At 56.4% G+C, this 22,033-nt stretch carries 27 protein-coding genes; 13 read left to right on the plus strand and 14 right to left on the minus strand.

The window, feature by feature from the left end; genetic code table 11:
- The first annotated feature begins 9 nt into the window (after nucleotides 1-9).
- Genes bhcB through bhcD form a run of 3 tightly spaced genes read left to right on the plus strand, consistent with a single transcriptional unit; the run spans nucleotide 10 to nucleotide 3,150 of the window.
- The gene (bhcB, locus tag AC2FHW_RS10765; protein WP_496821898.1) at nucleotides 10-981 is read left to right on the plus strand and encodes a beta-hydroxyaspartate dehydratase BhcB; all 972 of its coding nucleotides are present in this window, start codon (nucleotides 10-12) and stop codon (nucleotides 979-981) included.
- An 11-nt stretch (nucleotides 982-992) separates the two neighbouring features.
- Nucleotides 993-2,156: a 3-hydroxy-D-aspartate aldolase BhcC gene (gene bhcC / locus AC2FHW_RS10770; RefSeq protein ID WP_496821900.1), complete on the plus strand. Its 1,164-nt coding sequence runs from the start codon at nucleotides 993-995 to the stop codon at nucleotides 2,154-2,156.
- A 13-nt stretch (nucleotides 2,157-2,169) separates the two neighbouring features.
- Nucleotides 2,170-3,150, plus strand: coding sequence for an iminosuccinate reductase BhcD (bhcD, locus tag AC2FHW_RS10775; RefSeq protein ID WP_496677675.1), 981 nt, complete (start codon nucleotides 2,170-2,172; stop codon nucleotides 3,148-3,150).
- Nucleotides 3,151-3,204: 54 nt separating this feature from the next.
- Here the strand turns inward: bhcD and AC2FHW_RS10780 are convergent, their stop codons facing one another.
- Together AC2FHW_RS10780 and AC2FHW_RS10785 are read right to left on the minus strand one after the other, a co-directional pair.
- The gene (locus tag AC2FHW_RS10780; protein ID WP_142636646.1) at nucleotides 3,205-3,990 is read right to left on the minus strand and encodes an inositol monophosphatase family protein; all 786 of its coding nucleotides are present in this window, start codon (nucleotides 3,988-3,990) and stop codon (nucleotides 3,205-3,207) included.
- 96 nt (nucleotides 3,991-4,086) lie between these two features.
- A complete protein-coding gene (locus tag AC2FHW_RS10785; RefSeq protein ID WP_142636644.1) occupies nucleotides 4,087-4,992 on the minus strand; it encodes a LysR family transcriptional regulator in 906 nt (301 codons plus the stop codon).
- Between the two features lie 93 nt (nucleotides 4,993-5,085).
- Between AC2FHW_RS10785 and metF the strand changes: the two genes are divergently transcribed.
- Together metF and AC2FHW_RS10795 are read left to right on the plus strand one after the other, a co-directional pair.
- The gene (metF, locus tag AC2FHW_RS10790; protein WP_496821902.1) at nucleotides 5,086-5,952 is read left to right on the plus strand and encodes a methylenetetrahydrofolate reductase [NAD(P)H]; all 867 of its coding nucleotides are present in this window, start codon (nucleotides 5,086-5,088) and stop codon (nucleotides 5,950-5,952) included.
- 214 nt (nucleotides 5,953-6,166) lie between these two features.
- Nucleotides 6,167-6,829: a J domain-containing protein gene (locus AC2FHW_RS10795; protein ID WP_496789635.1), complete on the plus strand. Its 663-nt coding sequence runs from the start codon at nucleotides 6,167-6,169 to the stop codon at nucleotides 6,827-6,829.
- Nucleotides 6,830-6,882: 53 nt separating this feature from the next.
- Here AC2FHW_RS10795 and AC2FHW_RS10800 read toward each other — a convergent pair whose 3' ends face one another.
- Complete coding sequence (locus tag AC2FHW_RS10800) at nucleotides 6,883-7,401, minus strand: YHS domain-containing (seleno)protein (protein WP_496821904.1); 519 nt, start codon at nucleotides 7,399-7,401, stop codon at nucleotides 6,883-6,885.
- Nucleotides 7,402-7,647: 246 nt separating this feature from the next.
- On the opposite strand from AC2FHW_RS10800, the gene yghU reads away from it, so the two are divergent.
- On the plus strand, nucleotides 7,648-8,526 hold the full coding sequence (gene yghU, locus AC2FHW_RS10805; protein ID WP_496821906.1) for a glutathione-dependent disulfide-bond oxidoreductase: 879 nt from the start codon (nucleotides 7,648-7,650) through the stop codon (nucleotides 8,524-8,526).
- 45 nt (nucleotides 8,527-8,571) lie between these two features.
- Here yghU and AC2FHW_RS10810 read toward each other — a convergent pair whose 3' ends face one another.
- Both AC2FHW_RS10810 and AC2FHW_RS10815 read right to left on the minus strand, forming a co-directional pair.
- Nucleotides 8,572-9,360 (minus strand): SseB family protein, encoded by a 789-nt coding sequence (locus AC2FHW_RS10810; RefSeq protein ID WP_281972684.1) that lies wholly within the window; start codon nucleotides 9,358-9,360, stop codon nucleotides 8,572-8,574.
- Nucleotides 9,353-9,940, minus strand: a complete 588-nt coding sequence (locus tag AC2FHW_RS10815) for a uracil-DNA glycosylase family protein (RefSeq protein WP_271949296.1) — start codon at nucleotides 9,938-9,940, stop codon at nucleotides 9,353-9,355. The genes AC2FHW_RS10810 and AC2FHW_RS10815 overlap by 8 nt, the downstream gene beginning before the upstream one ends.
- A gap of 228 nt (nucleotides 9,941-10,168) precedes the next feature.
- On the opposite strand from AC2FHW_RS10815, the gene AC2FHW_RS10820 reads away from it, so the two are divergent.
- From AC2FHW_RS10820 to AC2FHW_RS10835, 4 genes are read left to right on the plus strand one after another with little or no spacing between them, the layout of a single operon-like run.
- The gene (locus tag AC2FHW_RS10820) at nucleotides 10,169-10,828 is read left to right on the plus strand and encodes an ABC transporter ATP-binding protein (RefSeq protein WP_142636630.1); all 660 of its coding nucleotides are present in this window, start codon (nucleotides 10,169-10,171) and stop codon (nucleotides 10,826-10,828) included.
- Entirely contained in the window at nucleotides 10,806-12,380 is a 1,575-nt protein-coding gene (locus AC2FHW_RS10825; protein ID WP_271949292.1) for a KpsE/RkpR family capsule polysaccharide export protein, read from the plus strand. The genes AC2FHW_RS10820 and AC2FHW_RS10825 overlap by 23 nt, the downstream gene beginning before the upstream one ends.
- Nucleotides 12,381-12,385: 5 nt before the next feature.
- Entirely contained in the window at nucleotides 12,386-13,219 is an 834-nt protein-coding gene (kdsA, locus tag AC2FHW_RS10830) for a 3-deoxy-8-phosphooctulonate synthase (protein WP_496821907.1), read from the plus strand.
- A 14-nt stretch (nucleotides 13,220-13,233) separates the two neighbouring features.
- The gene (locus AC2FHW_RS10835) at nucleotides 13,234-14,730 is read left to right on the plus strand and encodes a phosphomannomutase/phosphoglucomutase (RefSeq protein ID WP_281994962.1); all 1,497 of its coding nucleotides are present in this window, start codon (nucleotides 13,234-13,236) and stop codon (nucleotides 14,728-14,730) included.
- 31 nt (nucleotides 14,731-14,761) lie between these two features.
- On the opposite strand, the gene AC2FHW_RS10840 is transcribed toward AC2FHW_RS10835, so the two are convergent.
- Nucleotides 14,762-16,720: an AsmA family protein gene (locus AC2FHW_RS10840; RefSeq protein WP_496677666.1), complete on the minus strand. Its 1,959-nt coding sequence runs from the start codon at nucleotides 16,718-16,720 to the stop codon at nucleotides 14,762-14,764.
- Nucleotides 16,721-16,816: 96 nt separating this feature from the next.
- Between AC2FHW_RS10840 and rimO the strand changes: the two genes are divergently transcribed.
- Nucleotides 16,817-18,205 (plus strand): 30S ribosomal protein S12 methylthiotransferase RimO, encoded by a 1,389-nt coding sequence (gene rimO / locus AC2FHW_RS10845; protein WP_496821909.1) that lies wholly within the window; start codon nucleotides 16,817-16,819, stop codon nucleotides 18,203-18,205.
- Nucleotides 18,206-18,239: 34 nt separating this feature from the next.
- Here rimO and AC2FHW_RS10850 read toward each other — a convergent pair whose 3' ends face one another.
- Together AC2FHW_RS10850 and AC2FHW_RS10855 are read right to left on the minus strand one after the other, a co-directional pair.
- Nucleotides 18,240-18,596: a diacylglycerol kinase gene (locus tag AC2FHW_RS10850; protein WP_496690995.1), complete on the minus strand. Its 357-nt coding sequence runs from the start codon at nucleotides 18,594-18,596 to the stop codon at nucleotides 18,240-18,242.
- Between the two features lie 131 nt (nucleotides 18,597-18,727).
- Nucleotides 18,728-18,916, minus strand: a complete 189-nt coding sequence (locus AC2FHW_RS10855) for a hypothetical protein (RefSeq protein ID WP_142636616.1) — start codon at nucleotides 18,914-18,916, stop codon at nucleotides 18,728-18,730.
- Nucleotides 18,917-19,142: 226 nt separating this feature from the next.
- Between AC2FHW_RS10855 and AC2FHW_RS10860 the strand changes: the two genes are divergently transcribed.
- Nucleotides 19,143-19,385 carry a CDGSH iron-sulfur domain-containing protein gene (locus AC2FHW_RS10860; RefSeq protein ID WP_142636614.1) on the plus strand — a complete coding sequence of 81 codons (243 nt, stop codon included), beginning with the start codon at nucleotides 19,143-19,145 and terminating at the stop codon, nucleotides 19,383-19,385.
- Here the strand turns inward: AC2FHW_RS10860 and AC2FHW_RS10865 are convergent, their stop codons facing one another.
- The 5 genes from AC2FHW_RS10865 to AC2FHW_RS10885 all read right to left on the minus strand — a co-directional run bounded on the left by AC2FHW_RS10865 (nucleotide 19,386) and on the right by AC2FHW_RS10885 (nucleotide 21,317).
- Nucleotides 19,386-19,643 carry a DUF6455 family protein gene (locus AC2FHW_RS10865; RefSeq protein WP_271949278.1) on the minus strand — a complete coding sequence of 86 codons (258 nt, stop codon included), beginning with the start codon at nucleotides 19,641-19,643 and terminating at the stop codon, nucleotides 19,386-19,388. It abuts the gene before it with no gap.
- A complete protein-coding gene (locus AC2FHW_RS10870) occupies nucleotides 19,640-19,912 on the minus strand; it encodes a DUF6455 family protein (RefSeq protein WP_496821911.1) in 273 nt (90 codons plus the stop codon). The genes AC2FHW_RS10865 and AC2FHW_RS10870 overlap by 4 nt, the downstream gene beginning before the upstream one ends.
- A 10-nt stretch (nucleotides 19,913-19,922) precedes the next feature.
- Nucleotides 19,923-20,180 (minus strand): DUF6455 family protein, encoded by a 258-nt coding sequence (locus AC2FHW_RS10875; protein ID WP_281994965.1) that lies wholly within the window; start codon nucleotides 20,178-20,180, stop codon nucleotides 19,923-19,925.
- Between the two features lie 64 nt (nucleotides 20,181-20,244).
- The gene (locus AC2FHW_RS10880; protein WP_142636608.1) at nucleotides 20,245-20,613 is read right to left on the minus strand and encodes a YigZ family protein; all 369 of its coding nucleotides are present in this window, start codon (nucleotides 20,611-20,613) and stop codon (nucleotides 20,245-20,247) included.
- Nucleotides 20,610-21,317 (minus strand): M48 family metallopeptidase, encoded by a 708-nt coding sequence (locus tag AC2FHW_RS10885; protein WP_271949271.1) that lies wholly within the window; start codon nucleotides 21,315-21,317, stop codon nucleotides 20,610-20,612. The genes AC2FHW_RS10880 and AC2FHW_RS10885 overlap by 4 nt, the downstream gene beginning before the upstream one ends.
- Before the next feature lie 122 nt (nucleotides 21,318-21,439).
- Between AC2FHW_RS10885 and AC2FHW_RS10890 the strand changes: the two genes are divergently transcribed.
- Nucleotides 21,440-21,685, plus strand: coding sequence for a DUF8831 family protein (locus AC2FHW_RS10890; RefSeq protein WP_282027576.1), 246 nt, complete (start codon nucleotides 21,440-21,442; stop codon nucleotides 21,683-21,685).
- Here the strand turns inward: AC2FHW_RS10890 and AC2FHW_RS10895 are convergent.
- On the minus strand, nucleotides 21,676-21,951 hold the full coding sequence (locus tag AC2FHW_RS10895; protein ID WP_282027577.1) for a DUF167 domain-containing protein: 276 nt from the start codon (nucleotides 21,949-21,951) through the stop codon (nucleotides 21,676-21,678). The genes AC2FHW_RS10890 and AC2FHW_RS10895 overlap by 10 nt on opposite strands.
- Nucleotides 21,952-22,033: the final 82 nt, after the last annotated feature.

Raw genomic sequence — 22,033 nt, forward strand, 5'->3', positions numbered from 1 at the left:
AGAATGACAATGTTGGATCACCCCTCTGCCGCGGATCTGACGATCGAGGACATGCGTGTCGCGCATGATCGGATCAAACCGCATATCCGCCGAACTCCGGTCATGGCTTCGGACCACCTGAATGAACTGACCGGCGCGCAGCTGTTCTTCAAATGCGAAAATTTCCAAGAAGCCGGGGCCTTTAAGGTGCGTGGGGCCTGCAACGCTGTATTCGGCCTTGCAGACCATTTGATGCCCAAGGGTGTCTGCACGCATTCCAGCGGCAACCACGCCTTGTCTTTGTCTTATGCGGCCGGCCGCCGCGGTATTCCGTGCAATGTGGTCATGCCGCGCACAGCCCCGCAGGCCAAGAAGGATGCAGTTCGCCGATATGGCGGTACAATCACCGAATGTGACCCTTCGACAAGCTCGCGCGAAGCAACATTTGCCGAGGTTCAGGCCAGAACCGGTGGCGAATTTGTTCACCCCTATAACGACCCGCGTGTGATTACCGGTCAGGCCACCTGCTCCGCCGAACTGCTGGAACAGACTGGTGGTATGGACGCCGTTATCGCGCCCATCGGCGGTGGCGGCATGATTTCAGGCACCTGTCTGACGGTTTCGAACCTTGCGCCCGAGACCGCAATTTATGCAGCGGAACCGGAACAGGCGGATGACGCTTACCGGTCCTTCAAGGCCGGTCATATCATCGCAGATGACGCCCCCAAGACAGTCGCGGATGGGCTGCTGGTGCCCCTGAAAGAAAACACCTGGCATTTCGTATCCAACCACGTGACCGATATTTTTACCGCCTCGGAAGAGGAAATCATCGAAGCGATGAAACTGACCTGGAAGCACCTGCGCGTGGTGATGGAACCATCTTCGGCGGTTCCTCTGGCAACCATTTTGAAGAACCCAGAGGTTTTCCGAGGCAAGCGCATTGGCGTCATCGTGACCGGTGGCAATGTAGACTTGGACAAACTGCCCTGGCTGAAAGGGTAAGGAGAAACAACATGAACAAGACCGTAAATTTTGAAGACCTCGAGGTCGGTTTCGACATCCCTGCCGCGATCGGCATGGACGAAAGCGAGATACAGACGCCTTGCCTGATCCTTGATCTGGACGCGCTAGAGAGCAACATCCGAAAGATGGGCGATTTCGCAAAGGCCCATGGGATGCGCCATCGTGTTCATGGCAAGATGCACAAATCGGTCGATGTGGCCAAGCTGCAGGAGCGGTTGGGCGGTTCGGTCGGCGTCTGCTGTCAGAAAGTGTCGGAAGCCGAGGTATTTGCCCGTGGCGGCATTACGGACATCCTTGTATCCAACCAGGTGCGCGACCCGGCCAAGATTGACCGACTGGCACGGCTGCCCAATTTCGGCGCGCGTATCATTGTCTGCGTGGACGATATCGACAATATCTCCGACCTGTCGGCTGCCGCTTCGCGTCACGGTACAGAACTGGAAGTGTTCATCGAGATCGACTGCGGCGCAGGGCGCTGTGGTGTAACCACGACACCGGCGGTCATCGAGATTGCCAAAGCTGTGCAAGCAGCGCCAAATCTGAAATTCACCGGCATTCAGGCCTATCAGGGTGCGATGCAACATCTCGATACCTATGAGGCCCGTAAAGAGAAGCTGGATGTTGCCATTGCCATGGTCGAAGACGCTGTCGCCGGGTTGAAAGCAGAAGGGATCGAGTGCGAACTGGTTTCGGGCGGCGGCACCGGTTCCTATTACTTCGAAAGTAACTCGGGCGTTTACAACGAATTGCAATGCGGCTCTTACGCCTTCATGGACGCGGATTATGGGCGGATTCTGGATCAGAACGGCCAGCGGATTGATCAGGGAGAATGGGAAAATGCGCTGTTCATCCTGACCAGCATCATGAGCCATGCCAAAGCAGACAAGGCCATCTGCGACGCCGGCCTCAAGGCGCAATCGGTCGATAGCGGCCTGCCCTTTGTGTTTGGGCGTGATGATGTCGAATACCTCAAGTGCTCGGACGAGCATGGGGTTATCGGGGATCCAGACGGCGTACTGAAGGTCAATGACAAGCTGAGGTTGGTGCCGGGCCACTGTGACCCCACCTGCAATGTCCATGATTGGTATGTGGGCGTACGGGGCGGCAAAGTCGAAGCCCTGTGGCCGGTCTCGGCCCGCGGGAAAGCCTATTGAGATGAGGGATGTTATGAAAAGCGACGGCCTGCTGATTGTAGGCGAAGATCTGTGCGAGAAACTGGTAGGACGCCAGCAGGCCTTTGACGCTGTACAGGCTGTGTTCGGTGCGATGGCTAAAGGTGGCGCGTGGAACTTTCCCGTTATCCGCGAGGCTTTGGGCCATGCCGACGCTCTCTATGGGTTCAAATCGGGATTTGACCGCGACGGTCAGGTGCTGGGCCTCAAATCCGGTGGATACTGGCCGGGCAATGCGGCGAAGGGCCTGACCAACCACCAATCCACGGTGTTTCTGTTCGACCCCGATACCGGGCGATTGTCCGCGCTTGTCGGGGGCAATTACCTGACAGCGGTGCGCACAGCGGCCTCTTCGGCGGTTTCGATCGCGCATCTGGCGCGGCAAGACGCAAGAGTACTTGGTATGGTCGGGGCCGGACATCAGTCAACTTTCCAGCTGCGGGCGGCGGCGGAACAGCGCGACTTCGAAAAGGTCATTGCCTGGAACCCGCATCCCGACATGCTGCCCCGCCTTGCAGCTGTGGCCACTGAGGTTGGGTTGGAATTCGAGGCCGTCAGCCAACAGGAGCTTGGCGCACAGGCGGATGTGATCATCACCATCACCTCGGCTTTTGAGCCGCTCTTGATGAAAGACTGGATCAAGCCCGGCACGCATCTGGCTTGCATGGGCACCGACACCAAAGGCAAACAGGAGGTTGACGCGGATCTCGTCGCTGCGGCGACTGTCTTTACCGACGAGGTCGCCCAGTCCGTGACAATCGGCGAGGCCCAACATGCCATCAGCCTTGGCTCCTTGACCGAGGATGCAATCGCGCCCATCGGCGCCGTCATCAATGGTGACCACCCCGGTCGGACAAGCGACGATCAGATCACTCTGTTTGATGGAACCGGGGTCGGGTTGCAGGATCTTGCAGTCGCCTCAGTCGCTGCACGATTGGCTGAAGAGGCGGATCTAGCCCAGCGCGCGACCCTCTGAAACGAAAAAGCGCGCCTCAATCGGGCGCGCTTGCTTGACCTGTCTGTTGCTGGCTCAGCCCCGGATGACCTTGGAAAACTGATCAAAGATGGGCTCGTTGGAACAGATGACCTCGCCGTCCTCCAGCACGTTACCTTCCGGGTTCAAAGCCTGCACAAAGCCACCGGCCTCTTTCACGATGATGATCCCGGCGGCAACATCCCAGGCATTCAGACGGCGTTCCCAAAAGCCTTCATACCGGCCAGCAGCAACATAAGCCATGTCCAGCGCTGCCGCGCCCCACCGACGTACACCGGCGCAGACTGGCATCAGACGTGCCAGATCCTGCAGGGTCGCTGGCAAGTCAGACCGTCCGCCAAAAGGCAGCCCGGTCGAAAAGATCGACTCGATCATGCGGTGACGACCCGAAACGCGGATACGGGTGTCGTTCATCCATGCGCCTTCGCCATTTTCTGCAAAGAACATCTCGTCCTTGGCGGCGTCATAGATCACACCGGCAACAATTTTGCCTTTATGTTCCAACGCGATCGAGATCGCCCAGTGCGGTAGGCCGTGCAGAAAATTCGTGGTGCCATCCAGCGGATCCACAATCCAGCGGCGGGTGGGATCTTCGCCGGCAATCTCGCCGCCCTCTTCGGCCAGCCAGCCATAGGTCGGGCGCGCGCCAAGCAGTTCCTCTTTCAGGATCGCCTCGGCTGCAATGTCTGCCTTGGACACAAAATCCCCGGCGCCTTTCATCGACACCTGAAGGTTCTCGACTTCACGAAAATCCTTGACCAGTGAACGCCCCGCTTTGCGCGCGGCTTTGATCATGATGTTGAGGTTTGCACTGCCAACCATTGTCCAAAGGCTCCTGTCCGGTCAAACCGCGCGTATACTGGGGCAATGCGCCCTTGCCAAGAGGAATGATACGCATAGCAGACCCGCGTTTTGTGCCTATTGCTCCTGCAGCTTGCGCGCCTCGGTTTTGGCCAGCTTGATCAGCTCTTGCACAAAGGGTTTCTCAAGGTCCTCGGTGCGCACTGCAGCATAAAGGCGACGGGTAATGCCCGCCTTAGTCAGCGGGCGGGTAACATAGTCGGAATTATACTTCACCTCACGCACGACCCAGTCCGGCAGCACAGATATCCCCCGGTTCGACGCGACCAGCAAAAGGATCACAGCGGTCAGCTCAACCTGCCGGATTGCGGCCGGTTCAACCCGCGCAGGGATCAGCAGCTGGCTGAATACATCCAACCGTGTACGTTCGACCGGATAGGTAATCAGGGTCTGGCCGCGAAAATCCTCGGCCTCAATGAACTCTTTCTGGGCAAGCGGGTGTGTCGAAGCCGCGACAAACACCGCGTCATAGTCAAAGAGTTCGATGAATTCGACACCGGGCAGATCTTCTGGGTCCGAGGAAACGACCAAATCGACCTCTTCTTTTTGCAAAGCCGGCAAGGCATCAAAGGCCAGGCCGGGGCGGATATCGACATCCACATCGCCCCAGGATTTACGAAAGGATTCCAGCACCGGGAACAGCCACTCAAAACAGGCGTGGCATTCAATGGCGATATGCATACGGCCCGTGCGCCCGTCGCGCAAAGAAGAGAACTCCTGCTGTGTCGCCTCGACCTGCGGCAGGATCTGCTCGGCCAGGCGTAACAGCCGCAAACCGGCCGCCGAAAGTTTCATCGGTTTGGACCGGCGCAAGAATAATTCGACCCCGGCCTGATCCTCTAGGCCTTTGATTTGATGGCTCAACGCGGATTGAGTGATGTTCAGTTGATCTGCGGCACGGGCAAGCCCGCCACATTCATGGATCGCCTTGATCGTACGCAGGTGGCGGAATTCGATATGCATTGTGTGAAACTCATGTTGTTCTTGAATAATATGAGTTTGTCTCACAATGCGTAAGCTGGCACAAGGGTCAGAGATTTCACCCGTGAGGCCGAGATGACAAGACCAGAAGTTTCATTTGAATTTTTCCCGCCACAGACACTTGAGGCTTCATTCCGCCTTTGGGATACGGTGCAAACACTGGCACCGCTTGAACCGCGCTTTGTTTCTGTCACGTATGGCGCGGGGGGCACCACGCGCGAGCTGACGCGCGATGCGGTGGCCACACTGCACAAGTCCTCTGGCCTGCCTGTTGCTGCACATCTGACTTGTGTGGATGCGTCACGTCAGGAAACACTGGAAATCGCAGATACCTTTGCTCGGGCGGGCGTGGAGAACATCGTCGCTTTGCGCGGCGATCCACCCAAGGGTCAGGATCGGTTCGCGCCGCACCCGGAAGGGTTCGCGGACTCGGTCGAATTGATCGAAGCACTGGCAGAAACCGAGATGTTCAGCATCCGTGTTGGCGCCTATCCAGACAAACACCCGGAAGCACGGGATTTTTCCGCCGATGTCGATTGGCTAAAGGCCAAGCTGGACGCTGGGGCCGACGAAGCCCTGACTCAGTTCTTCTTTGAGGCCGAGACCTTTTTCCGCTTCCGCGATGCCTGTGAAAAGGCACGGATCGACAAGCCCATCGTTCCGGGCATCCTGCCAATCGAAAACTGGAAAGGGGCGCGCAACTTTGCACGCAGATGCGGGACACATATTCCGGATTGGATCGAGAATGCCTTTGAGAAGGCCATTCGTGACGACCGCGAAGACCTGCTGGCCACCGCGTTGTGCACAGAACTTTGTTCAGACCTGATCGAGGGCGGAGTAGACAAGCTCCACTTTTACACCCTGAACCGGCCGGAACTGACCCGGGATGTGTGCTTTGCCCTTGGAGTCACACCAAAGGCCGAGCTTCAGAACGTCGCTTGATATCCGCTTGTTTCAGACTGTGCACCCGGGGCCAAAACCCCGGGTGTTTTTGTGGAACAAGTTGGGATTGCCCTGCCTAACAGGGGCCACTTGAACAATCCAACTGAAGCCTTATTCATTGTCGCGGTAAACCGTTCAATTCTGTTACAAATTTGACTTTAGCAGCCGCCCATTCATTGTGGGACCGTATAGTTTGTTTATGAGTGAATTTAGTATGGAACCTTTTGACAAGGTTAGTGCCCGCGCCAATGCATTCGGCACACTTGGTCTGGCTCAAAGCGCCAGTTCAGATGACATTCGAGAAGCGTGGCGCGACATCGCATTCGAAGCCCACCCCGATAAGAATGGCGGAGACGGTGCGGCCTTGGCCAACGCCAAGGCGGCCTATGATTTGCTGCGCAGCGAGGGGCTGGCCGGGAAAGGTCTGGCGGGCTCGGCGGCGGGGAAACCACGCCGCCCCCGATTGCGCAAACGCGTTATTCAGCTGGAAACCCAAGATATTGATGCCTGTCGTGCAATGCTGAATACGGCGCTGCCCCACTTGCAGGACACCCCGGTGGACAGTCAAGATGCGGATCGCCTGCAAGATGCTGACCACATTCCGGACGCTGTCGGCTTGCATGGCCGCAACCTGACTTATTTCATTTCCGCACCTGTCTGCGAAGGTGCTAACCGCGTCGCATTGCCGACGAGTGTTCTCGCTGGCTCCAAGCGCGTCAAGACAGAGATTCTGAGCTTTCAGTCCAAAGATGCGGGCACTGGCGAAGTTGTCGTACCCGTTGCGCTTGCGACCAAGAAATTTCCGGGCGCCCGCAGCGTGCGGATCAGATTCAACGCCGACCAGCAAACGCAGGATGAGTACTGGTTGGCCGGATGACAAACAAAAAGCCCGGCAAATCAATGCCGGGCTTTGCATCCGTTGCAGAACTCTCAGTTTGTGACCGGGCCTTCGGAGGTAAACTTCGGGATCACGCTGCTGGAGGCCCCGTCGGCCTCGATGCCCGGCCAGTTTCCTTCAGCCAGATTGATATTGCCGGGAATATCTTCTTCAAAGAACCCGACAACCACATCGGTAATGTTCAGATACAGCTTGTCATCAACAATCCGCCACAGGTTCGGGTTCGCAGGCACCTTGCCGCCGCGTGACACGCCATAGGCGCAGTGACCGTCATATTGCGGCGCATAATAAGCAGGGTTTTCCATGAACTTGTCCCGGTTCTCTTCGGTCGAGAATGCCCAGGTAACGCCGTTGTATTCGGCCGTAATATCTGACCTTCCGCGGACGGCTTCGGGCTGTGATTGACCGACAGCAACCTGATCCAGACTGCGATAGGCAACCACGTCATATCCCGACACCGCATAGCCGGTGCCGTCCACATACTGATCTCCTGCAAGGGCAGGCATGGCAAATGCCAAGGTCGCAACTAAGGTCCAGGCAAGTCGTTTCATAAGGGCGGTCCTTTTTTATTGGATGGATGATCGGCCCGGAATACGGGGCTGTGCAGAGAATAGGTGATTCCTCGATCGAACGCAGTCCCGCTCGCGTCGCTGTGACATCGAATGAGAAAACGTGAAGTCTTTTGCACTGAATGTTACAAAATCTTCCCAACAGGCAGGGTTGGACTTTGCCCTTTGCAATATTAGCTGTTCAAGCGAACGGATAATTCACCCGAACTTTGCTGAGAAAGGCAATAAATGAGCGAGCAATCGACCTATACGCCCCCTATGGTCTGGACATGGGACAGCCAAAACGGCGGACAATTCGCTAATATCAACCGCCCGATTGCGGGGGCAACTCATGACAAGGATTTGCCTGCTGGGCGCCATCCTCTGCAGCTCTATTCGCTTGCTACTCCGAACGGGGTAAAAGTAACCGTCATGCTGGAAGAGCTTCTGGCGCTAGGCCATGAAGAGGCCGAGTATAACGCCTGGCTGATCAACATCGGCGAGGGAGATCAGTTTAGTTCGGGCTTTGTAGAGGCCAACCCGAACTCTAAGATCCCTGCCCTGTGGGATCGGTCCGGTGAAAAACCTGTGCGCGTGTTCGAAAGTGCCTCGATTCTGTTTCACCTGGCTGAAAGGTTCAACGCTTTCCTACCCGAATCCGGGCCCGAACGGACAGAGGTGATGAACTGGGTTTTCTGGCAAATGGGCAGTGCACCATATCTGGGTGGCGGGTTTGGCCATTTCTACGCCTATGCGCCCGAGAAATGGGAATATCCTATCAACCGCTTTGCCATGGAAACCAAGCGGCAGCTGGATGTTCTGGATCGGGAGTTGTCCGAGAAAACCTATATCGCAGGCGAGGATTACTCTATCGCCGATATCGCGATCTGGTCCTGGTACGGACAACTGGTTCTTGGGCGCCTGTACAGCGCAGCCGAGTTCCTGGACGTCGAATCCTACAAGAACGTCATGCGCTGGGCCAAGGAGATTGACGCCCGTCCCGCCGTGAAACGCGGTCGCATGGTCAATCGTGCCTTCGGCGAAAAGCATACACAGCTTCACGAACGCCACGAGGCTGGCGACTTTGAAACGCGTACACAGGACAAGCTAGAGCCGGCAGCCGAGTAAACAAACCGGGCTTCGCGGATCAATCTGCGAAGCCCCATTCTGCCATTACTTAAGCAAAGGCGGTTTGTCCGGATCGCGCCCAGGAGCGATATGCGCATTCACACGTGCCTCAGGCTGCGGCAGATCGTACCGCAAACCCACCCGCGCCAAAGACGCTGCGGCCGTGTCACTTGATTTGAAAAAACCTACGTCCATTGCCCCAGCTTCGACCCCGGAAAAGGTAAGCGCTTCGGACGCGGCCTTAGCCAGAGCTGCCTCTGCCCCTTCGACGGCATCGACAAATCCCAGCAAATGCCCGAAACCACCTTCAGCCGTTTTGGTGCTGACCAGATAGGCGGCTTGCGCCAACCCAATGGCCGTAGCCAGCTTGGCGTCCAAAGCTGTCAGCAGTTCGTCGGGCAACCCCGATGGAGCCAGGAACTCGGACAGGTGCTGTTGCACCTCTTCGGGACCATGCTGCAAAGTTTCCACCAACCAGCCCAATGCCTCGGGCGGGATCAACATCGAGGACGGGGCAACTTCAAGGTTCAACCCCAGCCCGATCCCCTGCCCCGACAACATAGACGATAAAACCCGCCCCGACAGCGCAACATAGGGCACCGGGCGGTCTGCGAAGCGGGCCAGCCGGTCTTCACGATCGAAAGCCAGCACAAAACGCCCGTCTGCCACGTCGAACAATTCGGGCGAAATATTCTCGTTCTTTGCCTCTTCCGTCAGCATCAGGAACAGCTCACTGTCAGCCAGCCGCTCAAAGAAACGCAGACGGGCCGCATCATCCTGCGGAGCGGCCTCAGCCGCGGCATGGGCGGCGTCCAGAGCCGAAATCTCAGTCATTCAGAACCTCTTGCACCCGTGCACGCAAAACCGGCAACAGATCGGCTTCGAACCACGGATTTTTCTTCATCCATGCCGTATTCCGCCAGGACGGATGAGGCAAGGCAAAGATCCGCGGCGCATAGTCCCGCCAGTTGCGGACGGTTTCGGTGACTGACCCACGTGACTTCAGGTGATATCTATGGGCGTGCCCCCCGACAAGAATGGTCAACGGCACAGGCCCAAGATCCGCCATGACCCGATCATGCCAAGTCTGACCGCATACTGGCGGAGGAGGCAAATCTGCCTTGCGCGCATCATAGCCGGGAAAGCAAAACGCCATTGGAACGATCGAGACACGTGAACGGTCATAAAACAGCTCCTCATCAACACCCAACCACGCCCGAAGCCGATCACCGGAAGGGTCGGTAAAAGGGCGACCCGACGCATGCACTCGTGCCCCCGGAGCCTGACCACAGACTAAAATGGGCGTGTCTTTGCGGAACCAGACAATGGGTCTTGGTTCATGCGCGGTTTCAGTTGCCGCAAATCGGTCAGCACAAATACGGCAGGCCTCTATTTCTTTTTCGAGTGGGTTCATGAGATCGCAATCAGTGCCGCATCAGATGGTTGGTGTTCTGAAAGCAAGATAGGTAACACACATCCAGACGCCAACAGATGCAAAAGTCACATTACCAAAAACGACCCCCGGAACGCATTGATCATTTGTTTCATAATTCGACATAATGTGGCCTATATGGCGCCGTAGAGGTACCGTTCTTTCGCCGATCCGAACGGCGCAACAACAAGATAAACCCGCAGGCCTTGGATGCTTGAGTTTGAAAATGTCAGCAAGTCCTTTTGGACCGGGACGCGCCGAAAGGTGATTCTGGACAGAGTGTCTTTTCGCGTCGAACTTGGCACATCCATCGGTATTCTGGCCCCGAACGGTACCGGGAAAACCACCCTGATCAACATGATGGCCGGACTAGAGAAACCCGACGAAGGGGTCATTCGCAAATCCTGCCGCGTCTCTTTTCCGATGGGATTTACCGGCGGAGTTTCAAACAAGCTGTCGGCTCTGGAGAACTCGCGCTATATCGCCAAGATCTATGGTATGGACCCGGACTATGTCGAGGCATATTGCAGTTGGCTGTGTGGCCTGGGTGAATATTTCAATCAACCGCTGGCGACCTATTCATCCGGTATGCGGTCGCGGTTCACATTCGCGTTGATGCTGGCTCTGGATTTCGACATGTACCTCATCGACGAAGGGATGCCGGCCACAACGGATGTTGAATTCAACAAAAAGGCAGGCGACATTCTGCAGGAACGGCTGCGCACGACAACACTGGTCATCGTCTCTCACAACCCGGCCCTGCTTGAAAAATTCGCGCGTCAGGCGGCGGTATTAGTGGATGGTCAGCTTCACTTGTTCGAAACCTTGGAAGAGGCAAAGCAGTTATATGACTACCAAACCCAGGGCTGATAAATACAACTGGCGCCGCAAACGGCGGTCTGCGGGAAATGCCGAAACGCGCGAAGACGCGATCTCGCGTATTCGCCAGGCCACAAAGGCGCCCGGCCCAGAAAATGAACCGCCAGTAGGGACCGAGATCGACGCTATCAAACGCGAAGGACTGACCGGCCGCCAACTGCGGGTGGCACGTCGTCTTGCCCAGAAAAACGGTCTTGCGGCGACTTCGGACTATGATGCAGTTCGGTTGTTGCGCAAAAAGGGAATTGATCCGTTTGAACGCTCCAGTCTGCTGAACCTTGCCTCGGAAAAGAAAACTTCGGACGAGCAGACGAATGATCGCATCACGATCCACCTGCCCCAGACCGTGAAAGATGCACCAGAGAACTTGCCCGGACCGGAGATGAGCCCGGCCGAGCGGCGTGAACGTGAAATCGGACAGATTCAGAGGGACATCGCCCGCCGCCGCCGTCGCAAACTGTTCGCTCTGTTTGCACGGCTTGCGGCCTTTGTCCTGCTACCTACCTTTGTCGTGGGTCTCTATTTCTATCGGATCGCGACCCCAATGTACGCCAGCAACTCTGCCTTTCTGATCCTTCAGGCGGACGGGGGCGCGGGCTCTATCGGAGGGCTTCTGGCAGGGACCCAATTTGCGACCACGCAGGATTCGGTTGCCACCCAGGAGTTTCTAGAATCGAAAGATGCGCTTGAACTTTTGGACACAGAGGCCGGTTTCGCTGATGTGTTCAAACAGGACTGGATCGACCCCATTCAGCGATTGTCCCCGGACGCCAGTCTCGAAGAGGCTTACAAGCTGTACAAACGCATGATCACGGTCGGATATGACCCGACCGATGGCCTGATCCGGATGGAGGTGGCGACACCTGACCCCCAGACTTCGGCCGCGTTTTCACGAGAACTGATTTCCTATGCCGAGCAACGGGTAAACGCGCTGACCGAAAAGAAACGCGAAGACCAGATGAAAGATGCCCGGGAAGGGTTTGTAAGCGCTCAGGAAGAACGCAAGAAAGCTCAGGAAGACCTGATCGAGCTTCAGCTGCAAGGCGCAATCCTTGACCCTGAAAGCGTCATTGCCGGGTTGCGGGGCCGCATAAACGAAATCGAGACGCTTATTCAGGACAAAGAACTGCAGCTTGCAGCCTTGTTGGACAATCGCCGCCCAAACAAAGCCAAGGTGGATGGCGCACAGGCCGACATCGCACGGCTTACGGTTGTGCTGGAGGAATTGAACGCCGAAATGCTGGATGTCTCTGCCGGCGAGAATTCGCTGGCCAGGCTGAGTGTTCGGATTCAGATGGCACAGGCCGATCTGGCCGCTAGGGATATGATCCTGCAATCAGCTATGCAGCATATGGAGACAACCAGGACCGAAGCCAATCGTCAGGTTCGGTATCTGACGGTTTCCGTCAATCCTGTTCCCAGTCAGGAACCCAGCTATCCGCGCAAGTTCGAAAATACGATTTTGGCTTTCCTGTTGTTTGCTGGTATCTACCTGATGATCTCGCTTACCGCGTCGGTCCTTCGTGAACAGGTATCCTCGTAAGACACATGAAACATGTAAAAATCTCCGATCTCACGGTCGGCAATGATCTTCCGCTGACGATCATCGCCGGTCCCTGCCAACTGGAAACTGCCGATCATGCTCAAATGATCGCAGGAAAAATGAAAGAGGCCTGCGACGCCGCCGGGGCGCAGTACGTCTTTAAAGCCTCGTATGACAAGGCGAACCGAACTTCACTGTCGGGTGCGCGAGGTATGGGAATAGACACAGGGCTCAAGGTTCTGGATGACATCCGCAAAACCATGGGCATTCCAGTGCTGACAGACGTACATACCGAAGCCCAGTGCGCGATTGCGGCCGAGGCTGTGGACGTGCTGCAAATCCCTGCCTTTCTATGCCGACAAACAGATATGCTGCTCGCAGCTGGCGAAACCGGCAAGGCGGTTAATGTCAAAAAAGGACAGTTTTTAGCCCCATGGGAGATGGGCAACATCGTGAGCAAGGTAGAAAGCACTGGGAACACAAACATCCTGCTGACAGAACGCGGAACTTCGTTTGGATATAATACGTTGGTCGCTGACATGCGCGGCCTGCCGCAGATGGCCAAAACGGGATACCCGGTCGTAATGGATGCCACACACTCGGTACAGCAGCCTGGCGGCAAGGGTGGTTCTACTGGTGGGCAGCGAGAATTCGCGCCTGTGATGGCCCGCGCTGCGGTTTCGCTTGGCATCGGTGCGGTTTTTATCGAAACCCATCAGGACCCTGATACTGCACCTTCCGACGGTCCTAATATGATCCCATTGGACCAGATGCCGCAGCTCATCGATACATTGATGCGTTTTGATGCGTTGGCCAAGGCCAACCCTATCCAAATCTGAACAAGAGTATTCCCATGACCAAACCCAACCCCGAGGTGACTCCGAACACCTGGAGCTTTCTGCGCGACGCAATGATCAAGCCAACCGGCTTTCGCGAATATGATGCCCGCTGGAAATATCCAGAAGAGATCAACTTGCCGGGCATGACCGCACTGGGGTTGGGTCTGGGCACACAGATGCGCAAGCGTGGGATTGAACCCGTGATTGCTGTAGCCAATGATTATCGTGATTATTCTCTGGCCATTAAAAATGCCCTGATCCTGGGCCTGATGCAGGCGGGAATTCAGGTAAAGGATATCGGTCCGGCGCTTAGCCCGATGGCCTATTTCGCTCAGTTCCATCTGGACGTTCCAGCCGTGGCCATGGTCACGGCCAGCCACAATCCAAATGGCTGGACCGGGGTCAAGATGGGGTTCGAACGTCCCCTGACCCATGGCCCGGACGAGATGTCAGAGCTGCGAGACATTGTTCTGAATGGCGAAGGGCAGACCCACCCTGGCGGGTCCTACGAATTCGTTGATGGCGTGAAAGAGGCCTATATCGACGATCTGGTCGGCGATTTCAGAATATCCCGGCCTCTCAAAGTGGTCTGTGCCACAGGGAACGGCACCGCATCCGCCTTTGCCCCGGAAATCTTTGAACGCATGGGGGTCGAAGTCGTGCCCAGCCACAACCAGCTGGACTATACTTTCCCGCATTACAACCCGAACCCAGAAGCGATGGAAATGCTGCACGACATGTCCGATACCGTGAAAGCCAGCGGTGCCGACATGGCGCTGGGGTTCGATGGTGACGGTGACCGCTGTGGCGTTGTGGATGACGAGGGGGAGGAGATTTTTGCTGATAAGGTCGGCGTGATCATGGCCCGCGATCTGGCCAAGATTTACCCCAATGCCACCTTTGTCGCCGACGTGAAATCAACCGGCCTTTTTGCCAGCGACCCCGAGTTGAAGGCCCGCGGGGTCAAGGCAGATTATTGGAAAACCGGCCACAGCCACATGAAGCGGCGAGTCAAAGAGATCAACGCGCTGGCTGGGTTCGAAAAGTCGGGGCATTACTTTTTGGCCGAACCGATTGGCCGTGGCTATGATTGCGGCATGCGCGTCGCGGTTGAGATCTGTAAACTGATGGACCGCAACCCGGACCAAAGCATGTCCGACCTGCGAAAGGCACTACCGAAAACATGGTCGACACCGACCATGTCCCCCTATGCAGCGGATACCGAGAAATACGACATACTCGACCGTTTGGTCGCAAAGCTGGTCGCCAAATCCGAAGCCGGAGAGACGCTTGCAGGTCGCCCGATCAAGGAAGTGGTCACTGTCAACGGTGCCCGAGTCATTCTGGACAATGGCAGCTGGGGGTTGGTGCGCGCCTCGTCGAATACGCCCAATCTGGTGGTCGTCTGCGAAAGCAGCGAAAGCGAAGAAGAGATGCGTGCCATTTTTGCGGATATCGACGCGGTCATCCGAACCGAACCTGGTGTCGGAGATTACGACCAGACCATCTGAGCGTTGGTGTCGGGGCTCTGGCCCCGACACTTCAATTTCCGCCAAACAGCTTAAGCAGTCCTTTCTTGGCCTCGTCCTCAAGCTTGTTCTTCAGCGCATCCTCGACGCTGTCACCGTCAGTCCCGGCCGTACCGGTATCGCCGCCTATCTTGTCGATGACTTTCTTTTTGACATCATCCTCAAGCTCTTTGACTTTTCCTCCGGCAGCCGCTTCGATCACCTTGGTCAGGTCCGGCTTGATCGACGGATTGCTCCATGGTCCAACTATACGCACCGGAACCGACAGGCCCTCTCCCGAATTCGCACGCAGAGCGACCGGCGTGAACAGATAGTCGATATTGCGCGCTCCGATCCCGACTTTTCCTTTGCCATCCGCGCGGAAATTGTCCAGCGACATCAACAAATCGTTGTTCTGCAAAACGCCCTGATCAATGGTGAAGCTACCCGTCAGGCTGTTGAACACGGTGGTGCCACCCGATCCTTTGCCTCGTCCCATCAGACGATCAAGGTCAAAGCCCGATATCAGCCCCTTTCCTACATCCAAGCGGCCCTTACCGCTGAGAGAACGCATGATCTGATTCTCATTCTGGCCAACGCCCAGAAACTCGAATGATCCTGACCCGGTCCCGGACAGCCGCTCGACCCCGACCAAGGCTGTCAGAGCTTGTTTGAGGTCAATGCCCTTGGCCTTTATCTTGCCGCCAACGGACAACCCATTCCGATTATTGGCCACCACCTGCCCGTTCAGCGTTCCGGAAAACAAGGTTGCCGGGTTCATCTCCAATGCAGCCCGAGACCGGTCCAGCCGCATTGTCAGGTCGCTGGGGCCAAGCGTCAGCTCGGGCAGCGCGATAGATTTGGCTGTCAGTCGAATTTCACCATTGGCCAAAGCCAGCGCCGAGGCGTCGATCGGTTCCCTTGACCACCCCTCCGAGGCAGCACCCGCGCCGGAACCGCTGGAACTGGACGAGACCGTCTGACCACTTTGATTATAGCGAGAAAGATCAAGATCACTGGCATCCAACCGAGCAGTGATCTGTGGCGGGTTGGAAATTACAATATCAACTTCGCCTGTAAAACGGTTACTGTCGAGTGAAGCCACCAGATCGCGCACAGATATGCGGCCATCTCTGGTATAAGTCATTTGCCCCGACACATTCGCAGCGCGGCCCAACCCGTGCGGCACTCCAACGCCCTCCTGACCGAACGCGGCCAGCATTTTTTCCGTGTCTTTGGTTTTCAACTGCAGCTTGCCGTCCATCTCTCCGGCAAGGTTGACGCGCCCGTCAAATCCGATGTCACCACCAGGGGCCGCAAGTGCAAGTTCAATCTCGGATGCCGCGCCCGTGGCATAGGCCGGCAAGTCGGGTATCTTGATATCCACGCGGGCCTCACCGCCCGGAACCGGCATTTGTGCATCCAGAACCATGGGGGCCGAGACTGCTGGCCAACTAGCAGACAAATCCACATCTGCGACATCAAATCGGGCCGATCCATTTTCAACAAAGATCAGACGCGCCTGAGTCAGTTTCAGATGCTCCAGTGTCACCGCACGCGATGCATCGGCCGGTTTTGATCCACCCGAGCCGCTGGCTGTCGGGGCGACGGCCGTGTCAAACTCCCAGTTTCCGCGCCCGTCTGACAGTTCAAGTCTGAGGGTCGGATTCTCGGCAATAATCCGTTTGATCAGCACATCGCCGGACAAAATGGCCAAGGTATCGACCCCAACCGCCAGGCTTTCGGCGCTCAGCATCGGCTCAGACCCCGCCCACGAGGCATTTCCGAAGGAAACCGCCCCGGTTTCCATGCCCAGCACAGGCCAGAAGGACAGCTTAACGCCCCCCGACAGTTTCAGATCACGCCCGGTTTGTGCCTTGACCTGCTCGGCCAGAATGGTCGCCAACTTGTCGCCCGGCATCAGCAGCAACGCGCCGATGACAAGACCGACCACAGCCACCAAAAGGAACAGGATGCGCATTAGCCATTTCATTTTCTGCTCTCCGACTTATTTGGCACGCTATAAAAAGATCATTCAAAGACGGCAGCGCATTTGCAAGGGGAAGCTTTCCCCACTATATGCCGCGCCATGACCACAAACCCGCCAAACCTCCGCCCCGACCTGGCACCTGCTGCCCGGATCACTGATACACCACGTCCGAACCAGCCGACCATCGGCATGGTATCGCTGGGTTGCCCCAAGGCTTTGGTCGACAGCGAGCGGATTCTGACGCGCCTGAGGGCCGAAGGATACGGCATCTCGCCGGACTATTCAGGCGCGGATGCCGTGATTGTGAATACCTGCGGATTTCTGGACAGCGCCAAGGCGGAGTCTCTGGATGCCATCGGCGAGGCTTTGGTGGAAAACGGCAAGGTTATCGTAACCGGATGTCTAGGGGCCGAACCCGATTACATCCGCGAGCATCACCCCCGTATCATGGCCGTCACCGGACCACATCAGTACGAGCAGGTGCTGGATGCGGTACACAAGGCCGTGCCGCCTGATCCCGACCCCTTCGTGGATCTGCTGCCTGCAGCCAACGTTCAACTGACGCCGCGCCACTACAGCTATCTCAAGATATCCGAGGGCTGTAACCACAAATGCAAGTTCTGCATCATCCCGGACATGCGCGGCAAACTGGCCAGCCGTCCGGCGCATGCTGTTCTGCGCGAGGCGGAAAAGCTGGTCGATAACGGTGTGCGCGAATTGCTGGTGATCTCTCAGGACACCTCGGCCTATGGGTTGGACCGGAAATACGATGTGAATCTCTGGAAAGACCGTGAGGTCCGCAGCCATATCACCGATCTGGCGCGTGAATTGGGTCAGTTGGATGCCTGGATTCGTCTGCACTATGTCTATCCCTACCCGCATGTACGTGAACTGATCCCGCTGATGGCGGATGCGGGCAGCAACGTGCTGCCCTATCTGGATATCCCTTTTCAACACGCACATCCGGATGTTTTGAAACGCATGGCCCGCCCTGCTGCGGCCGCCAGAACACTGGACGAGATTGCCGCCTGGCGCGCGACCTGTCCTGATATCACGCTTCGTTCCACCTTTATCGTGGGCTACCCCGGCGAGACCGAGGCTGAGTTCCAGACCCTTCTGGACTGGATGGACGAGGCGCAACTGGATCGCGTCGGCTGCTTTCAGTACGAGAACGTCGAAGGAGCCCGATCCAACGACCTTCCTGACCATGTGCCTGCCGATGTCAAACAAGACCGATGGGAAAGGTTCATGGAAAAGGCTCAGGCGATTTCCGAGGCCAAACTGGCCGCCAAGGTCGGCCATACCCTGCAAGTCATCGTGGATGATATCGACGATGAGGCCGCGACCTGTCGCACCACCGCAGATGCGCCCGAGATTGACGGCAATCTGTTCATCGACGAGGGGTTTGAGGCCCTGAAGCCGGGCGACATTGTCTCGGTCGAGGTGGACGAGGCCGGGGAATATGATCTATGGGGCAAGCTTCGCTAACCACACCTACCTGAATTGACCGACCCAGCGGCAGTCAAAAAAGGCTCAACAGCCCGATAACCCAGGCCAATCCGCCAGCCAAAGCAGTCAGTGCCACCGCAGCGCTGGCGGCGTCTTTGGCTTGCCCGGCCAATAGATTGTGTTCGGTCGAAGTATGATCCACCGCCCGTTCGATCGCCGTGTTGAACAGTTCAGCCACCAGAACCAACAGACCGATCACCAGTATCAGAGCCCGAACGCCGTCGCTCAGGGGCAGCCACAGGGCCAGACCCGCAGAAACAAGATTGGTGCAGACCCAAGCGCGGAACGAGTATTCACTGTGCCAAGTGGCAGCCAATCCCTGCCAGCTCCAGCGGATGCGGTCCTTTAGATGGGTGACAAGTTTTCTCATGCGACCTCGGTAATTCAATAGGTCAAACAGAAACCCTAACACCGTATGACAGGCAATAAAAAAGCCACCCATAGGGCGGCTTTTTTGTTCGATTGTGCGGGCGGCTATGTCGGAATCCGCCCGCGAAAATCTTATTGAGCAGTCGGATTACATACGGTCTGACCTGCTTCGGTCGTCGCCAGATCTGTCCCTGCCGGGCAGCTCGGCGTGCCGTATTTGTCATAATCTGGGGTAATGTATACCGGTGTCGGCTCTTCCTGTTGCGAGCAAGCAGCCAGAACCAGGGCAAACGCACTAACGGCAGCAAATTTGAGTTTCATGTCCGTCATTCCTCTAATTAATTTCTGTTATTGCCCTGAACATGGGGCCGACTTCACAATACGGTGTGGTTGGTAATTTTGCAATAAAATCAACAGCGCGTTTGCGAAAGCAGGCAAAACCATGCCGGGGGGATTGCCTATGGAATGGGTGCCGCGTGGCAGCTACTGCTTTCGGCACATCTGTTCAGGCGATAGACTGGGGAAAGTCAGCGAACGGAGAAACCAGATGCCAGAAGGTCCAGTCATTGCGCAAAAAGCGCCCTATCCAATCGAAGTAACCGAAGGAAAAAGCTATTTCTGGTGCTCGTGCGGCCGGTCCAATCGGCAGCCATTTTGTGATGGATCTCACAAAGGAACCGGCTTTGAACCGGTCAAGTTCACGGCTGATACCAGCAAGAAACTCTTCTTCTGCGGCTGTAAAAACTGCGCTAACCCTCCGTTTTGCGACGGGACACATTCCAAGATCTGATCACTTCAGCCGGTTGAAAACCTGGCTATTTACGCAGAACCCGGGCGCTGAACGGGGATCAGATTGCTGCGCCGCCAGCCATATCGTGCATTTCTCGTGACAGTCCGAGGCCCGGCAACGCGTTACCATCTCGGCGTATTCATCCGGGCTCAACCGCCCGTCGGACATGGCTTCGGTCAACGAGATCTTAAGGCATCGGGCAACGGATCGAGTTAGCCAAAAGTGCTTTTCCACGTCGCCCAGTACAGCGTGTTTCATCCCAATTCCTGCATTTGTATTACTTTCAACGCGGCGAATTGATGTTTGTTCGGGCAGGTTTGCGGTGCTCCTGCAACATCTGGATGTCTTTCCATCCAATCCGGGCAGGCAGCCGCCCAGCCACATCCCTGACACAGGCGGATCATTTCAGCCCAGTCTCCCTGACTTAGCCGACCTTTATTGTGGGCCCGCACAATATCCGTACCCGTCGCTTGCCCCATCCTCAACACAAGGCGCAAATGGGTCATGAGGTGTCCAAGGCGCGGCATTGCGGCCCCCCTAAGGGATCAACTTGCTTAACAAATCCTGGTTCCGGCAATATTCGGGGGTCTGCGCTGCCAGAACCGGTTGATTCAAAAATGATTGGCAATGGCCCGGGTTCGGGCAATCGGTGCATCGCAGAACCGCATCGGTAATCTGATCCACCGATATATGTCCAGCGATTGCAGATTCCTGCAGATCCACCCCCAGCTTGCCAGCCATACGGTCAAAAAGACCAGCATGATGCCTAAGCGTTTCGCGATCGGGCATTGGCATTCCTTTCCGTTTCGCTTTGTCCGATCAGACTAGCAATACGAAACAGCCCAAGCCTTGACGCAGGTCAAAGTCCCAATTCCAGTTCGTCCAGATAAGCCCGTGTTGCATCCTGCACCCGTCGGAATCGATCACCGCCCAGCTTTTTTCCGCCATACCATCGAGTGACAATGACGATATGACCGCTCAGTTCGGCCCTTTCCAGCATGCGCAGAATCACCATTCCGGCACCGCTTTCCCCGTCATCCGCCTTGAGCGCACCAGTAGGCAGGATTGCGGCCCAGGTATTGTGCGTGGCCTTGGCATAGCTTTTGTCAGATTTCAGGTCCTGCAGGACAGCTGCCACCTCGTCCCGGGAACTGACCAAAGCGCCGGACACGGCATATTTCGATCCGCGGTCCGTCAAGACAACCCCCAACCGTTTCAGTCCCGTCATTGTGTCAGCCCAAGCTGCCGTGAGGTTTCCAAAACAATTTCGACGCGCTGAGCATTCGGTGGATGGGTGCCTAGAAAACGATCGCCCGGGTCAGGAATTCGGGCAAAATAGCGGGCTCCTAACAAGGGATTATAACCTGCCCGGTGCGTGATGATCGTTCCCAACCGGTCCGCTTCCAGTTCAAAGTCCTTGACATATATCTGGGCACCCACCTGCGCGCCCAGCTTCTGCGCCTGTTCAAGATCGGCGTCATTTGCCCCCGCTATGCGTGCAAGCTCGCCAAAAATCGCGGCGCTTTCTCGTGAGTTTTCGGACTGGCGGGGAATATGGCGCAGGATGTGATGAGCAGATTCATGCCCCATCACAAAGGCCAGTTCATCGGCGTTTTCCACCGATTGAATCATCGCGCGGGTGAAGATTATGACTGGTTGATTGTCGTCATCCAAGGTTTGAAAAGCATTTGCTGGTGCGCGAGGGTTCAGATCAACCACGATCGAAAAATCGCAGTTGCTGACATTACTGCGCCGCTTGCACTCTGCGCGCGCCACATCCCCGACCCTTTGACTGATTTCGCGAAAGGTCAGCACATCGACCTGAAAATCAGTTGAAGGTTGTTGCCATTCCTCTACCGGCTGAACGCGTAACGAACCGGTGTCACAGGCCGACAGAACCAGACCAAATATCATCAAGATCAGGCGACGCATACTATTTCCTTTGGTCCGGTCATGCCTTTTCGTCGAACATAGCCCGACACAAGGCGGTTCGCCACCGGACGATTTCCCGAGAACGGGTTGCATTGCAATGTTCCGCCCGGCAAGCTGGACACATGTTTTCGATTGAGCATGAATTCGACTCGACGGTCATAACTCTGGTGGACGAAGGCGAAAAGCCTTTGAACGAGGATGTGGTTATTAACAATTTTGCAGAATGCGTAACGCTGGAACAACTGGATCCGCGCACTGACCAGGTTCAGAAGATTACGCTTTCGCCCGAACAGGTTCGTGATCTGGCTGCGGCACTGGATCTGCCCGAAGGTGTTTACCAAATTCGCGAAACCCCCGATCAGGTTTGACACACAAAGACTTTCTCGCGCGATGTCTGGCCGCGCTTCAGGATCAGTGCGGACGGAGCAACCCCCAGCGCCACCGCCAGAAGCTCACGTGTGGCTTCATTTGCCCTGCCGTTTTCGGGCGGTGCAGTGATATATATTCTGATCGTTCCGTCCCGAACCAAAATCCTGTCTGCTGCGGCTTTCGGGGTAACCCTGACCGCAATCTCAGCATTCGGTGCAACACGGTCGCTCAGGTCTGGAAGATTTCTTAGTTTCGGTTTTCCCATTGGCACCTTCTGTTAACAAAGACCCTTGCACGGTTGGGCGGGGAATGAAATTGATCCAACTGGTCCAGCCGATTGCACTTGA

The organism is Ruegeria sp. YTSA108 (assembly GCF_059610185.1).